12 protein-coding genes are annotated in these 15,210 nt (G+C 62.4%); 3 read left to right on the forward strand and 9 right to left on the reverse strand.

The window, feature by feature from the left end; all coding sequences use genetic code 11:
* Positions 1-31: 31 nt before the first annotated feature.
* The 4 genes from ACVOK8_RS14950 to ACVOK8_RS14965 form a co-directional block, all read right to left on the reverse strand.
* Entirely contained in the window at positions 32-364 is a 333-nt protein-coding gene (locus tag ACVOK8_RS14950; protein ID WP_481567520.1) for a DUF3325 domain-containing protein, read from the reverse strand.
* Positions 361-1,983: a PepSY-associated TM helix domain-containing protein gene (locus ACVOK8_RS14955; RefSeq protein WP_481567521.1), complete on the reverse strand. Its 1,623-nt coding sequence runs from the start codon at positions 1,981-1,983 to the stop codon at positions 361-363. The genes ACVOK8_RS14950 and ACVOK8_RS14955 overlap by 4 nt, the downstream gene beginning before the upstream one ends.
* Positions 1,980-2,306, reverse strand: a complete 327-nt coding sequence (locus ACVOK8_RS14960; protein WP_481567522.1) for a DUF3649 domain-containing protein — start codon at positions 2,304-2,306, stop codon at positions 1,980-1,982. The genes ACVOK8_RS14955 and ACVOK8_RS14960 overlap by 4 nt, the downstream gene beginning before the upstream one ends.
* Positions 2,307-2,415: 109 nt before the next feature.
* Complete coding sequence (locus ACVOK8_RS14965; protein ID WP_481567523.1) at positions 2,416-4,635, reverse strand: TonB-dependent siderophore receptor; 2,220 nt, start codon at positions 4,633-4,635, stop codon at positions 2,416-2,418.
* Between the two features lie 527 nt (positions 4,636-5,162).
* Here ACVOK8_RS14965 and ACVOK8_RS14970 point away from each other — a divergent pair.
* Both ACVOK8_RS14970 and ACVOK8_RS14975 read left to right on the forward strand, forming a co-directional pair.
* Positions 5,163-7,550, forward strand: coding sequence for a TonB-dependent receptor plug domain-containing protein (locus ACVOK8_RS14970; protein WP_481567524.1), 2,388 nt, complete (start codon positions 5,163-5,165; stop codon positions 7,548-7,550).
* Between the two features lie 2 nt (positions 7,551-7,552).
* Entirely contained in the window at positions 7,553-8,854 is a 1,302-nt protein-coding gene (locus ACVOK8_RS14975; protein WP_481567525.1) for an aminotransferase class V-fold PLP-dependent enzyme, read from the forward strand.
* Between the two features lie 147 nt (positions 8,855-9,001).
* Here ACVOK8_RS14975 and ACVOK8_RS14980 read toward each other — a convergent pair whose 3' ends face one another.
* From ACVOK8_RS14980 to ACVOK8_RS14995, 4 genes are read right to left on the reverse strand one after another with little or no spacing between them, the layout of a single operon-like run.
* Complete coding sequence (locus ACVOK8_RS14980) at positions 9,002-10,288, reverse strand: DUF445 domain-containing protein (protein ID WP_481567526.1); 1,287 nt, start codon at positions 10,286-10,288, stop codon at positions 9,002-9,004.
* Positions 10,289-10,291: 3 nt separating this feature from the next.
* Entirely contained in the window at positions 10,292-10,720 is a 429-nt protein-coding gene (locus ACVOK8_RS14985; protein ID WP_481567527.1) for a hypothetical protein, read from the reverse strand.
* Entirely contained in the window at positions 10,717-11,361 is a 645-nt protein-coding gene (locus ACVOK8_RS14990) for a DUF5671 domain-containing protein (protein WP_481567528.1), read from the reverse strand. The genes ACVOK8_RS14985 and ACVOK8_RS14990 overlap by 4 nt, the downstream gene beginning before the upstream one ends.
* A gap of 51 nt (positions 11,362-11,412) precedes the next feature.
* Positions 11,413-12,294, reverse strand: a complete 882-nt coding sequence (locus ACVOK8_RS14995; RefSeq protein ID WP_481567529.1) for a ParB N-terminal domain-containing protein — start codon at positions 12,292-12,294, stop codon at positions 11,413-11,415.
* 155 nt (positions 12,295-12,449) lie between these two features.
* Here ACVOK8_RS14995 and ACVOK8_RS15000 point away from each other — a divergent pair, with 155 nt between their 5' ends.
* The gene (locus tag ACVOK8_RS15000; protein WP_481567530.1) at positions 12,450-13,952 is read left to right on the forward strand and encodes an aldehyde dehydrogenase; all 1,503 of its coding nucleotides are present in this window, start codon (positions 12,450-12,452) and stop codon (positions 13,950-13,952) included.
* Between the two features lie 367 nt (positions 13,953-14,319).
* On the opposite strand, the gene ACVOK8_RS15005 is transcribed toward ACVOK8_RS15000, so the two are convergent.
* A complete protein-coding gene (locus ACVOK8_RS15005; protein WP_481567531.1) occupies positions 14,320-14,754 on the reverse strand; it encodes a PepSY domain-containing protein in 435 nt (144 codons plus the stop codon).
* Positions 14,755-15,210: the final 456 nt, after the last annotated feature.

Here is a 15,210-nt window from a genome sequence, read left to right on the forward strand (position 1 = left end):
TGGTAATGTGCCAGCGGAGCAAGGCTCGGCTCTACAGCAGGCTTGCCGCCGCCATCCCCGCTACCGGCAGCCCCCACGCCAACGGCGCGATCCAGCGCGGGCGATACGGGTACAGCCCGAACGCCAGCAGCAGGCCGGCGAGCGTCATTGCGCCCAACCACCACACCGGCCCCAGCGCCCAGCCATGGCGCCACACGCACTGCGCGAACACAGCCGTCAGCAGACTCCAGCCCAGCCAGCGCCACAACCGCATGCGCGCGGCACTGGCGCCGGCTTTGCCATGCAGCTCCAACTGATGCTTCTCCATCGCCAGCGACAAGGCCACAAACGCAGCGAACGACAAACCAAGTGCGAGCAGCATCATGCGCTTGCCTCCGCCACAACAGCGGCCTGTTGCCGGCGCTTCTTCTCGGCGGCACTCAAGGGCGGTTGCCAATGCTGCATGCGCCAGCCGCAGTACGCCAACATCGCACCGAAGGCGATCATGGTAAGGTCGAAGCTCGCCAACACCCAGTCACCGGCAGCAATGGTCGTGCCAAGGTGCGCTTTCGTGGTGAAGGCATTTAGCACGGGAATCAACGCGAACAACGCCGCGCCCACATATAACTGCCATGCCCACATCATCCGTTTCGGCCAGATGAAGGCGGCCAGCAGTGATGCTGCCCATGCGTAGAAGAACACATTGACCTCGGCGTCGCTGCGCTCGGCCAGTTGCACCGGCAGCAGGCGGTTGCCCCAGAAATAAGCGGCAAAGGCAATCGGCAGGCCGGCGACGGCGCCAATGTTCAAGGCATCGACCAAGCGCAGGCCGAAACCGGTCTTCCCGGACTTGGCGTGCTTGGGCCGCTCCTTCACTGCCCACAGCACCACGCCGCTGGCCACCATCAGGCAGCCGATCAAGCCGGACAGGAAGAACAGGGCCCGCAAACCCCAATCGGCGAAGCGAGCCAGATGCAGCCCGTACATCACGCCGCGCGTCTGCGTTGCGCCACCGGCGTTGGGACTGGCTTCCAGCAGCTCGCCGCTGACTGCGTCATAGCGCAGCGACGGCGTGTCTATCGACAGGCGTTTTCCATCGCGTTGCTGGATGTCGACGACCGCGTTGGCCGCGCCGGGCCTATACACGGTGAAGCCACCGATATCAGCGCCATTCCATTGTTTGCGCGCGCTGTCCATCAACTGTTGGATCGGCACCGGCACCGCTGTTCCCTGTCCCGGAGATTCGATATCGGCCATGCGTGCGAAGGCTTCACTGAAAAAAGCATCTTCATCTTTGGGATAGGCAGTGCTCACGCCCCATGGAAGGTACATGAACATCAAGGTGACGATGCCGGTGTAGGTGATCATTGCGTGGTACGGCAGCGCCATCACCGCGCTGACGTTGTGGAAATCCAGCCACGAGCGCAGACCTTTCTGCGGGCGGAAGGTGAAGAAGTCCTTGAAGATCTTCTTGTGGGTGATTACGCCGGTGATGATCGCCACCAGCATGAACATCGCGCAGAAGCCAACGATGTAGCGTGCCCACACCACAGGAATGTAGTGCAGGTCGAAATGCACGCGATAGAAAAAGTCGCCGCCGCGGGTTTCGCGGGCGGTGACTTCATTGCCGGTGTTGGGATCGACTGTGGCATCACCGAAGCGACCGCCGCCACGACGCCTGCGCTTCTCGCCTTCGACCGGTGGCTTGACCATCGATTCGGGGTTGCGCCAGAACATGCGCATCGCCGGATTGCGGGCATCGGGAAGGGTGACGCTCCAGCTCTCGGCCTGCGGTGCCTTGTGCTGCAGAAAACTTATCGCGCGGGCGGCGGCAACGTCTGAAGTGACCGAACTGCGCGGCAGTTCCGGCCGCATCCAACGGCTGATTTCCTCGCGGTAATAGCTGGCCGTGCCAGCCATGAAGATCAGCAGCAGCAACCAGCCAACCAGCAGGCCGGTCCAGGTATGCAGCCATGCCATCGATTGGCGGAATCCGTTCTTCATGCTGCCGCTCCAAACCACTGGGTACCCAACCACAACAGCGCGGTCGGGATGAGGATGCCGACCCAGGCGCGAAGCGCGGTGCGGGTGGCAAACGCCCACAATGCGGCGCAGGCGCACAGCACGATGGCGACCAGCATGCCGGTCAATACGGACTGGCTGCGGGCGATGGGCAAGGCCACGGCGAAGAACATCGAGCATGTGGCGGCCAGCGCGTAGCCGCCAAGGATGGCGGCAAGCGAGCGTGACAACACGCCCAGCCAGGGGCGTGCGAAGAAACTGCCAAGACGGGTGTACCAGGGGCTGGCGAGAGGCGTGCTGTCCACAGGAACCTGCAAAGTCGGATCAATACGGACGCCACCGGCTAGGCCGGTGGCGTGGAATAAGTCGGCCGTCCGTGGCCGCCACTGCAAAGCAGTGGTTTCCCTGGAGGGATTACAGCTTCCAGCGCAGGCTCAGACGCACATTGCGCGGCTCGCCCCAGTTGACGCCGTCGTAGAAGCCGACGTTGCTGTAGTACTTCTTGTCGAGCAGGTTGTTGATGTTCAACTGCGCGGAGAAGTTGTCGTTGAACTTGTAGCCGGCGAATGCGTTGAGCAATACCACCGCGTCCTGGGTAATCGGCGATTTGTAGCGCTTGCCGCTGGTGATGTAGTCGTCGGCGGGGCGGTTGGTCATGCGCCAGATCTCGCTCTGCCAGGTGACGCCGCCGCCCAACGACAGCCGGCTCCATGCACCACCCGGGCGCCAACTGGTGTTGAGGCGGAAGGTGTTGACCGGCGTGGTGGTGTTCTGGCGCACGCCGTCCTTGTTGCGGATGACGGTATGCGCAAAACCGGCCGAGAGATTCCAGTGTTCGCTGATGCTGCCCTGGGCTTCCACTTCCCAACCTTTGACCTTGTTACCCTTGCCGGTGGAACGGTGGGCGGTGGCGCCATTGGGCAGGGAGTTCTCCGGCACCGAATCATCGACCTCGGCGACGTTGTCCTTGACGCCCTTGAACACAGCAGCAGCGGCGTTCATGCGGCCGTCGAAGAGCTCAGCCTTTACGCCGGCTTCCCACATGTCGCCGACTACGGGCTCCAGGTAGTGGTTGTTCTTGTCGCGGAAGTTCTGCGGCTGGAAGATGTCGGTGTAGCTGGCGTAGGCACTGAACGACTTGCTGAAGTCATAGATCACGCCGGCATAGGGAGTCAGCGAGTCATCCGGCTTGTAACCGTCACGCTTGGTGCGCAATAGCTTTCCGGAAGCGTCGCGTTCGTACTGCCATTCGCGGGTTTCCCAGCTTCCGTAGCGGGCGCCGAGCACCGCCATCAGTGGATCGGCAAGCTGCAGGCGTGCAGCAACGTAGGCGGCGCGCTGCTTGAGCTCATCCTGTGAGGACAGCCAGTTGTAACGATTGACCTGCAGCGGTGCCACGTCGCCGGTCCAGTTGCGCCAATCTGGAACTTTGTCGTAGCCATCGGCGTAGTCGAAATCCGAACCTGGGACTTCGCCCTTGCGTACCGACTGGCCGAGGCCGATCACCAGTTCGTGTTCGCGCCCGAACAGCTTGAACGGGCCACCGGCATTGAGATCGAACACCTGCATGTCCCCGCGTTCGCCGAAGGCGCCGATGTAGGCGGTCACGCCGGTACCATCCGGGCGTGGGTAGCCAGAAGCGCCGTACCAGACGTTGCCTTCGGTCTCGCGCTTGGAGCGGGTGTAGCTGGCTTTGATAGCCCAGTCGTGACCCAGGCTCTGTTCGAGCCGTGCGAATGCAGTTTTCTCGACGATCGGCCAACGGCTCCAACGTGCCGAGAAGTTGGTCGAGCGCGGCAGGTTGGCCGGCTTGCCATCGACGCCCCAGTACGGCACCACGCCCCAGGTGACGCCGGAGGTTTCCGGCGATTGGTATTCGTAGCCGACTTCCAGCAAGGTGCTGTCGCTCAGGTCAGCCTGGACGATGCCGTAGAACACGTCCTTGTCCAGCTTGTAGACATCGCGGAACGAATCGCTCTGCTGCTTGGCGGCAACGATGCGTGCGCGCACGCGGCCGTCCAATGCGATCGGGCCGCCGATATCCGCTTCCAGGCGCTGGTTACCCCAGCGGCCGAGCATCAGGTTGGCGCTCATCGCGAACTCATCGGTAGGGCGCTTGCGCACGTAGTTGATGGTGCCCGATGGATCACCTGCGCCTGTGGTCAAACCGGTGGCGCCGCGGACCACTTCGATGCGGTCATAGATGACGCTGTCGTTGTTGGTCTTGATGTAGCCGCCGAACGTATTGAGCATGCCATCAACCTGGAAGTTGTTGATGTTGTAGCCGCGCGAGACAAAATTGATGCGCTCGCTGTCGGTGACCGCCACATGCACGCCGGTCACCTGGCCCATCACGTCGGACATCGCGTACAGACCCATATCGTCCAAGCGCTGGCGGGTAAGCACCGTGACCGACTGCGGAGTGTGCCGCAGCGAAAGGTCCAGTTTTGTAGCGGTACGTGCCTGCTTGACCGTGTACGACGTGGAGATGTCGGCGTCGGCAACGACTTTCACCGTATCCAGATTCGTAGCGGGTGCTGCTTCCTCCGCCCATGCGGAGGCGGCGCTGCAAAGGGCGACAGAAAGTGCGGTGGCCAGTAGCGCTGGCCGGGGCAGGGTGGGGCGGGATGACATGGTGGATTCCTGTTGGGCAAAAAGGTTTGCCAACCACAGGAATCACCCACGGCACAGCCCACGCGATGCGTGGACGCCCCGGGTACTGTTGCTCCCGCCAGCTGGCCCTGCATGCACGACGCAGCCGGCTACGGCGCGCGTGGCATCAGTTCGTATATCGGGGGTACACGGGGCGTGGCGGGATGGAGTGAAACATCCATGTCGCACGAAGCTGGGCGTACTGCCTAGGTAGTAACGATAATTGTTCGCATTTAATTAAGCAAGCAGATGTGTCATTGCTTTTCGCAGGCTTGTGCTCTCGTCTTCGTGTGGATGTAGCGAGTGCTACGCATCAAGTCATGCAAGGCCGATGTTGTGAACGTTTGGCGCTTGATGACGTTTGCAAGCAAGAACGGCGAACGTCCGCTTGTTTCATTCCACAACGCTGCGCGCTGTATCTGTCATCGCCGGGCAACACGCTGTTCCGAGAATGCGAAGCTCCCTGCAGGCACTTGCCTGAAGCAGTCTTTCGAATTCCGGAGCAGCCAGTGAAGCGTTGTGCGTTGTCGATTGCAGTTGGATTGGTGGTGTTTGGTGGCGTGGCAAACGGGGCACATGCGCAACAGGCGGAGGTAGCGCCAGCGGCAAAGGCGACCAACCTCGACGCGATGATCGTCACTGGCACGCGTGGCTCCAACCGCACCCAGTTCGATACGCTGGCGCCGGTGGATGTGTTCTCGCAGGAAGAAATCCAGGGTATCGAGTCCTCAGATCTCGCTGACGTGTTGGCGCAGCTGGTACCCTCGTTCGTGGTGCAACGCATGCCGATGAATGATGGTCAGGTGTTCGTGCGACCGGCCACGTTGCGTGGTCTGTCGCCGGATCAGACCCTGGTGCTGGTCAACGGTCGCCGTTTCCATCGCTCGGCGCTGTTGGGCGCACGTGGTGCGCAGGGGCCGGATCTGGCGCAGATTCCGAAGAGCGCGATCCAGCGCATCGAAGTGCTGCGCGACGGTGCCTCCGCGCAGTACGGTTCCGATGCAATTGCCGGCGTGATCAACATCATTCTTGATGACAGCGTTGGCACCGAAGTGAGCATGGGTCTGTCGCAATACAGTGAAGGCGATGGCACCTCGCGCAACGTCGGTGCACGTACCGGCATCGCGCTGGGTGATGCCGGCAGCCTGTCCTTGTTCGCCGACTATGACAATTCCGATGCGACTTCACGCACCCGCCAGCGCGCAGATGCAATCGCGTTCCAGAACAAACACCCTGAATTGAAAGTGCCAAACCCGGTACAGCGCTGGGGCCAGCCGGAGCTTGAGAACAAACGCGCAGGCTTCAACCTCAAGCGCTACCTGGGCGAAACCACGGAAATCTACGGCTACGGCCTGTATGGAAAGGGCGAGGGCCTAAGTGATTTCAACTGGCGCAACCCTGATGGCACCGCCTCGGTCTACAACACCACCGCGGTGTTCCCGGGCTGGGATGTGCGCACGCTGTATCCGACGGGTTTCAGCCCGAAGTACGGCACCAACTATGACGATCTGCAGCTGCTGTTCGGTGTGCGCGGTCGTATTGGCGATAATCTGGATTGGGATGTAAGCGGCAGCTACGGGCGCAACCGCATCGAGTACACGTTGGGGAATTCGATCAATGCCTCGTTGGGGCCGGACAGCCCTACCTCGTTCTACCTCGGTCGGCTGAGCCAGGAAGAGCGCAACCTCAACGCCGACTTGGTTTACAGCCTGCCATTGGCTGCGCTGGCGTCGCCGGTGAGTGTGGCGTTCGGTGCCGAGTTCCGTGAGGAGACCTATGGCGTGGATGCAGGTGATCCGGCGTCGTATGCGATCGGCCCTGGTGCGGTCGCGGGCCTGGCGGGCAACTCCAACGGTGCGCCAGGCTTCAGTCCGGCCAATGCCGGCAGCTGGGATCAGCGCAGCTACGCTGCCTATGTCGACGTTGAAGTACCGATGACCGCGCGCTGGAGCGTGGGCGCTGCTACACGCTACGAGCACTTCTCGAGCTTCGGCCAGACCGTGGATGGCAAGCTGTCCTCGCGCTTCGAATTCACCCCGGATTTCGCGCTGCGCGGCTCGGTGTCCACCGGCTTCCGCGCGCCTACACCTGGCCAGCTTTACACCACCAACACCCAGCAGGGTCTGGATACCGTGACGCTGCAGGTGTTCACCTCTGGGCGCCTGTCGCCCAGCGATCCGCTGGCACGCATGTTGGGCGCAAAGGATCTGAAACCGGAGCAGTCGCGCACCGCATCGCTGGGCTTGACCTGGCGCAATGATGCCGGCTTCTCGGGCTCTGTGGACCTGTACGACATCAAGGTTACCGATCGTTTCAGCCAGTCGGCCTCGTTCCAGATTCCAGCTGGCGTGCCCAACCCGATGGGCTATACCTCGGTGAGCTATTTCACCAATGACTTTGACACTACAACCCGCGGCATCGATCTGGTTGGCAGCTACGCCACCGATCTCGGCGCGGGCCGCTTGAACCTGACCGTGGGCTGGAACTACAACAAGACCGAGGTCGACAAGGGCGATACTGGTGTGGCGACCAATGCCAGCCAGCGTGTGGTGTTCGAAGAGCGCCTGCCACGGCAGAAGGGCACGTTCAGTGCCAACTACGACGTCGGTAGTTGGAGCGTACTTGGCAAGCTGCGCCACTACGGCGCGTGGACCGACTCCTCGGGCAATGCCACCGGTGATATCTTCCAGCGCTTCGGTGCCATGCAGTTCTTCGATCTGGCAGTGAGTTACCGCATCAATGCGATGCACTCGCTGCGGGTCGGTGCTGACAATGTATTCAACCGCTATCCAGATGAAGCGACGTTCCAGGCAAGCCGCGGTCTGATCTATTCGCGCAACGCGCCTTACGACACCGACGGCCGCAATGTTTACGCCGAATACCGGTTGAAGTTCTAAGCATGAATACCAATCGACGACGTCTCCTGCGCTCGGCGGCCATGTTGCCGTTGATTGGCTCCGCTGCCGGGGCGTTGGCTTGGGCCACGCAATCAGCGTCACTGCCAAGCACACCGGCAGGCAGGTCTGCCGCGCAGTTGGCCGCGGATGAGACGTATTGGGCGGCAGTAGCTGCCCAGTACGAGCTCACCGATGAGGTGGTGATGCTTGATAACGGCTATTGGGGAGCAATGGCGCGGCCGGTATTGCAGGCCTACCAACAGGCCACCGCTGAAGTGAATCAAGGCAATGCCTGGTTTGGCCGTGTCGAGTTCCCGAAGCGGGCGCGTTCGGTGCAACAGCGCTTGGCAGCGTTTCTTGGTGTGGGCGAAGATGAGCTGGTACTTACCCGCGGTGCAACCGAAGCCTTGCAGGCAATGATCGGCGGTTACAACCGGCTGCAGCCGGGTGATCAGGTGCTGTATGCCGATATCGACTACGACAGCACCATCACTGCTATGCGCTGGCTGCAGCAGCGCCGCGGTGCCGAGCCGGTGGCGATTGTCCTGCCGGAGCGCTGCGATGCGGCGACGGTAGTGCAGGTCTATGCCGACGCGCTTGCCAGGTATCCGCGCCTGAAATTGATGTTGTTGACGCAGGTAAATCACCGCAACGGCATGCTATTGCCGGTCGCCGAGATTGCGGCGTTGGCCAAGGCGCGTGGCGTGGATGTCATCGTCGATGCCGCGCATGCGGTGGGTCAGGTGGACATGCAGGTTGGCGAGCTGGGGGCCGACTTCGTCGGTATCAACCTGCACAAGTGGATAGGTGCGCCGGTAGGCGTTGGTGCGATGTATGTGCGGCGCGGACGGGTGGGGGACATAGATCCGTATATGGGCGATCCGGATCGCGGTATCGCCAGTCGCATCCACACTGGTACGGCCAATTTCGCGGCCTTCCTTGCGTTGCCTGCAGCCTTGGATTTTCATGCTGCCATCGGTGTGCAGGCCAAGCGCGAGCGCTTATTGCTGCTGCGCAACCGTTGGCGCGATGGGGTACGTGAAGTGCCTGGCGTGCAGTTGCTGGGGAGTGACGAAGTGGTATTGAGTAGCGCGATTTCATCGTTCCGGCTGCTTGGGCACACGTCGCTGGAGCAGAACGTGGCGATTGCTCGGCAGTTGCTGGAGCAGCACGGTGTATTCACCGTGCATCGTGATGGCTTGGCGCAGGGCGCATGCGTGCGGGTGACGCCGGGGATTTTCACCTCGACCGCGCAGATTGAGCGGTTGGTGGATGCGGTGCGGGCGGTAGCAGGAAGCTTGTAGGAGCGGCGTAAGCCGCGAACTGACGTGTCTTCAGTTCCGCTGATCGGCTGCAATCGGGAGATGCTGGTGGTTTTTGTGGATTGCAGGAATACCGCCGGGTTGAAGGGATGCCAGCTTCGGCTGACGCCGCTCCTACAACAGTCGGGGTCAGAACTTCAGCCAGCCGGTCAGGGCATGCAGTAGCAGGCCGATCAGGCCGCCTACCAGCGTGCCGTTGTAGCGGATGTATTGCAGGTCGCGGCCGACGCTCAGTTCCAACTGTTCGACCAGCTTCTTTTCATCCCATGCCTTCACGGTCTGGGCGATATGGCTGGTGACGCCGCTGCGCAGGCGATTGGTCAGCTTTTCCGCACCGGCCAGCATGTGCTGGTTTAATGCCTCGCGCAGGGCAGGGTCGTTGCCGATGGTGGTGCCGAGCTTGCCTAGGCTCCGCTCCAGATGGCCTGCAAGCGCCGAGTCTTCGCGCGAAAGGTCCTCCCGCAGATAGTCATGCACACGCTGCCAAAGCCCTTGTACATATTCCTGTACCGCCGGATGGTCTATGACTTGCTGCTTGAGCGCATCGACCTTGGCAGCCAAGGCCGGATCTTCACGCAGACGGCGGATGTAGTCGGCGATCCATGCCGCGTAATCCTGGCGCAGTGGATGCTCGGGCTGCGACAGAATCGCCTGCAGTTCTTCCAGTCCTGCCCGTGCCAATCTGTCGGCCAAAGAATCCCCGATCTCGTCGATGGGTTTGACCCAGTCCACGGTGCTGGCCAGCTTCGGCCACTCTTTGCGGATGTAGCGCACGATCAGGGCGGATGCTTGCTGCCGCACCTTGTCGTTGTCCAGCCAGTGAGCGACGCGGGTAAGTCCTTCATCGAGCACGCGCTGATGGCGGTTGTCGGCGGTAAGCAGACCAAGCAGCTCACCGGCGGTTCCTGCTGCGTTCCACTGCCGTAACTGGGCAACGACGAAGCCTTGGATGGAGCGGCGCACGGCCGCTTCATCGAGCAGGTCCAATGCCTGTACCGCCCAGCCACGCGCCATGCTGGCCAGCATCTTTGCCTGCGCAGGCTGTGCCAGCCATTCGCCCAGGCGTGTGGCCGGGTCGAATACCTTCAGCTTGGCCAGCAGTGCTTCCGGTTCAAGGAAGTGGTCGCGGACGAACACCGCCAGGCTGTCGGCGATGCGCTCCTTGTTGCGCGGAATGATGGCGGTATGCGGAATCGGCAGGTTCAGTGGCCGTCGGAACAGCGCGACCACCGCGAACCAGTCGGCAAGAGCGCCAACAGTAGCCGCCTCACAGAAGGCGCCAACCCAGGCCCACACGCCGCGTTCGCCATTGACGTGGCTGACGATGAAGCCGGCGAGCATCGCCAGCAACATCGCCACAGCGTACAGCTTGAGCCGACGCAGTTGCGCGCGGCGCGGATCGTCCTGTGGGCTCACGGTTTACTCGCCGTCCTTCTTGCTCACGGTGCGGCGGAAGCAATGGTTACCGGCCGGGTGCGCCCATTCGCTGTTCAAGCCACGCTGTGGCTGCTCGGCGGTGCTGGTGTCGAACTGCGCGCACAGCTCGTAGTGGGTGGCATCCAGGGGCCGATAACTGTAGTCGGGCCCGCCAGCCGGGTCCTTGTAGGTCAGGATCATGCCGGGTTGCGCGGCGAGGGCGAGGATGTTGGGCGGCAACGCGTCGTGCTCGCGCCAGTAGTTGCCGGCCGCTGTCCCCAGCGTCCGCAGATGCGATACGCGTGCATCATCCAGCCGCTTGAGCCGTTGCTGGGATGGCGAATCGATGACCCAGACGCCGGCTGCGATGGCTGCTGCAGTGACGATACCGGTTGCCCAAAGAACGCGGGTGCCCCAAGCGGTGCGGCTCATGACTCGACCTCCTCTTGGCGCAGGTCCCATAGGTAATAACCGAACACGGTCCCGGCAATCACACCGACCACCAGCACCTTGAGCACGAAGCGCAGGCTCAAGTCGCCGCTGAGCAGGTTGAAGACCAGCGCGGTGAGGTCACCGATCAACACAGTGGCCGCCACGAACAGGGTTAGATAGGTCAGCCAGCGACGTACCGGCGACAAGCGTTTGATCGGATGCCTGTCCACGTCGCGGCTGACGCGATGGGCGGCGAACACGAACACCGGGAAGGCGATCACCAGCGCAGAGATCGCCCAGCGAATGCCGCCGCTCAACCGCATCAGCTGCCAGTCTGGATCAGCCGGGTCGGGCAGGGCGTACTGGATCAGCTGGAACAGCAGGCTGCCCAGATTCCAGGCAAAGAAGTACAGGGTGCTGAACAGCACCAGATAGGCGAAGGCTTCGCGCGCCGACAGCGAGGCGCGTGGGCGTGGCACCGGCAGCGGGAAGTCCACTTCGGCCCAGCCATCGAGCACGCCGCTGATCTGCTGCTCGCTCCAGCCGGCGGCCAGCAAGGCGCTGCTGACCTGCTGGCGACTGTGTCCGCGCATCAGGGCTTCGCGGACAAAGGTTTCAAGTTCGGGAGAGGCCGAGGCCATCACATGCTCCTTGCAGGGATGACCGCAGCCTAGGGTGCCGGCTCAGCGCAATCAAGCGTCGATGGGTTCTTCGACCTGTGCGGCCAGCATGCGCGCGCGCAGTGCATCCAGTTCCATGCGCAGAGCCTGGTTCTCGGCGGTAAGTGAGGTGATGCGCTGGCGCAGGGCCTGTACTTCGGCGCTATCGCTGCTGCCGTCGAGGCCATCGGCTTCAGCCATGCTCAGCGGTTGCGACTCGTCATCGGCATCGTCACGCACCGCCTTGGGCTTGCGCTTGGCATCACGCACGCGCTTGGCGGCCTGCTTCAGTTCGTCCTTGCCGCCACGCGCCGCTGCGCGCTGCTCGTCTTCAGGCAGGCTGGCGACAGTGGCTGCCGCGCTGAGCGAAATCGCGCCCACCCGCATCGCTTCGATCACTTCGGCGGTGGCGTGGTCATGGATCTTCTCGATCATCGTCACCTGGCTGGGGCTGAGCTTGGCTTCGCGGGCCAGATCGGCCTTGGATAGCTTGGGTGCCGGGTCCCACGGCGGGCTGTCGCTGTCGGCGGCAGCGCTGGGTGCAGTCTCACCTTCGCTCTCGCGACGCAGTTGTTCCTGCTCGCTGCGGCGGCGGGTCTCCAGGATGTCGCGCTTGCGCAGGGCGAGTACGCCGCGCTGGTAATCGGACACGCTGCGGCGGCCCAGGTGCTGCTCGATCATCCACAGGTGAACGTCGTCCATCGACTTGAAGCGGGTGTTCTGCACGGTGTTGAACGGAATGCCGTGCTTGGAGCAGATGCCGTAGCGGTTGTGGCCGTCGATCAGTACATCGCCCCACAGCACCAGTGCGTCGCGGCAGCCCTCGGCCAGCAGACTGCGCTCCAGCGCGTCGTGCTCGTCCTGCGTGAGCGGATCGATATAGGCCTTGAGTTCTTCGTTGACGATGATGTCCATGAGCGCTGCCAGAAACGTGGAGCGGCATTGTGAAGCCAGCAAGGGCCCCGGCCAACCCTTGTATTTGGGGAAAATAACAGGTCCGTGCCGGTGCGCTACGGTGGCCGGCGTACCATGAACGCCTGTTACAAGGTCTTGCTCACAGGAAACCCCCCATGAACAGTCCCCATATCCGCGAACAATGGCAGGTGCTGGCCGACGGCCTGTCGCTGCGTACCCGCGCGTTCATAAACGGCAAGTATGTGGATGCCGTATCGGGCGCTACCTTCGACTGCATCAGCCCGATCGACGGGCGCGTGCTGGGGCGGATCGCCGATGGCGGTCAGCTCGACATCGATCATGCGGTGGCGGCGGCGCGGCGCAGCTTCAACGCCGGTCATTGGGCAGGGTTGAAGCCGGTAAAGCGCAAGCAGGTATTGCTGAAGCTGGCGGCCTTGGTAGAGGCGCATGCCGATGAGCTCGCCGTGCTGGAAACGCTGGACATGGGCAAACCGGTGGCGCAGGCACGGCAGGTGGATATCGGTGGGGTGATCCGCTGCATCCAGTGGACAGCCGAAGCAGTGGACAAGCTGTATGGGGAAGTCGCCCCGACCGGCGCCAATGAGCTGGGCTTGATCACCCGCGAGCCGCTGGGCGTGATCGGCGCCATCGTGCCGTGGAATTTCCCGCTGCTGATGGCCGCGTGGAAGATCGCCCCGGCGTTGGCCGCGGGCAATTCCGTGGTGCTGAAGCCTTCGGAGAAGTCGCCATTGAGCGCGCTGCGTTTTGCCGAGTTGGTCAGCGAGGCCGGCGTTCCAGATGGTGTGTTCAACGTGGTGCCTGGCAGTGGCAAGGGCGCAGGCGAGCCGCTGGCGCTGCATATGGATGTGGACGGCTTGGTGTTTACCGGGTCCACTGCAGTGGGCAAGCGGCTGTTGCAATGTGCCGGTTTGTCGAACATGAAGCGCGCTTACATGGAATGCGGCGGCAAGAGTCCGAATATCGTGTTTGCCGACGCGCATGATCTGGACAAAGCGGCCGAGGCAGCGGCCAACGCCATTTTCTACAACCAGGGCGAGGTGTGCACGGCAGGTTCGCGGCTGTTGGTGGAGCGCTCGATCAAGGATGCATTTGTCGCCAAGGTCATCGAGCACGGTCGACATATGCAGCCTGCGCATCCATTCGAGCCGAGAGCGGCGATGGGGGCGATGGTGGATGAGGCGCAGACCGCGCGTGTGCTGGGCTATGTGGAGAAAGGCACAGCAGAAGGTGCGCGTCTGTTGCTGGGCGGCAAGCGCGCGGATGTCGTTGCCGGCGGGTGTTACATCGAACCAACGGTATTTGATGAAGTCAGCCCGCTGCAGAGCATTGCCCGCGAAGAGATATTTGGCCCGGTGCTGTCGGTGATCGCGTTCGATGGCGAGCAGCACGCCTTGCAACTGGCCAACGACACCGAGTACGGCTTGGCGGCAGGCGTGTGGACACGCGATATTTCGCGCGCGCATCGTGTTGCGCGTGGTCTGCGTGCGGGCAGTGTATGGGTCAACTACTGGGACGGCGGTGACATGACCGCGCCGTTTGGTGGTTACAAGCAATCGGGCAATGGCCGCGACAAGTCATTGCACGCTTTCGACAAGTACACCGAGATGAAGGCCACCTGGATCAATCTCGAAGACTGACCTTCTCCCTCCCTTTCGGGTAGCGAAGGGGAGGGCTGGGGAGGGGGTGCTGTTGAGCGTTGGCTCTGGCGTTTGCGGCCTTACAGGCAACAACAGAAGCTACCCCCTCCCAACCTCCCCCTTGGCTGCGCCAAAGGGGAGGGGCGGAGCATGCAGCTTTGCTCCCTCCCTTTGGCGTAGCGAGGGGGAGGGCTGGGGAGGGGTTTGCTGTTGAGCGTTGGCTCTTGCGTTTGCGGCCTTACAGGCAACAACAGAAGCTACCCCCTCCCAACCTCCCCCTTGGCTGCGCCAAAGGGGAGGGGCGATGCATGCAGCTTTGCTCCCTCCCTTTGGCGTAGCCAAGGGGAGTGCCGGGGTGGGGCAGCTGTCAGTCCTTCTCCTGTGCAACCACCGCGCCAGTTGCCGGGTCCAGTCGCACCTCGACCTTCTCGCCGCTGGCAGTCTTGCCCTTGGCCTTCCACATGCCGTCATCCAGCTTTACATCGCTGACGCCGGTGTAACCCGCGCTGGAGAGCTGTGCGCGGATATCGGCCTCGCTCAATTGCGATACGGCTTTGTCCGGATAGACGGTGCCGTTGCGGGGATCAAGCTTTACATCGACCTGCTTGCCATCAGCACTGGTCGCATCGGCTTCCCACATCCCGTCTTCGAATTTCACGTCTTTGACGTTGGTGTAGCCCTGAGCTTCCAGCTGCGCGCGTACCTGCGGCGCGGTCAATGCATCCTGGGCCTGGGCGATGCCGCTGCCAGCCAATGTCAGTGCGGCTGCAATCAAGGCGGTACGTAGCGGTCGGTTGTTCATTGGTCTGCTCCTTGGGTTTCATTGCGCTTCTGGCGCGGAACCAACCCTAACGTCGCCAAGCTGTATCGATCCGTGAATTGTCGCGGGTTCAATACGCGGCTATCAGATGCGGTTAATCGATGTGCACAGGAGCGCAAGAAAGTGTTTTCAGAACGTTCATTTCCTTGGCAGGGAATGCGTCGGCCAGCGCGCAACAACAGGCAGCTGTAGTGCCGAGCCATGCTCGGCAAGGGGCCTTACACAGGGGCTGGCCGCGCGCAGGCTTGTGGGAGCGACGTCAGTCGCGAAGCCGGTGCACCATCTGATTGCGGTGGTGCTTCCTTCTGATGTGATGTGTGCTTCGCCGCTTACGCCGCTTGTGTCTGCCAGCCGAGTAGATTGTGGTTGAGAGCGGAGTGCGGCAGCCCGTTACGTCGCGGTGCCCAGAAGCACGTGTAGGAGTTGGGGCGCCGCACT

The sequence above is a fragment of the Stenotrophomonas sp. STEN083 genome, assembly GCF_056759195.1.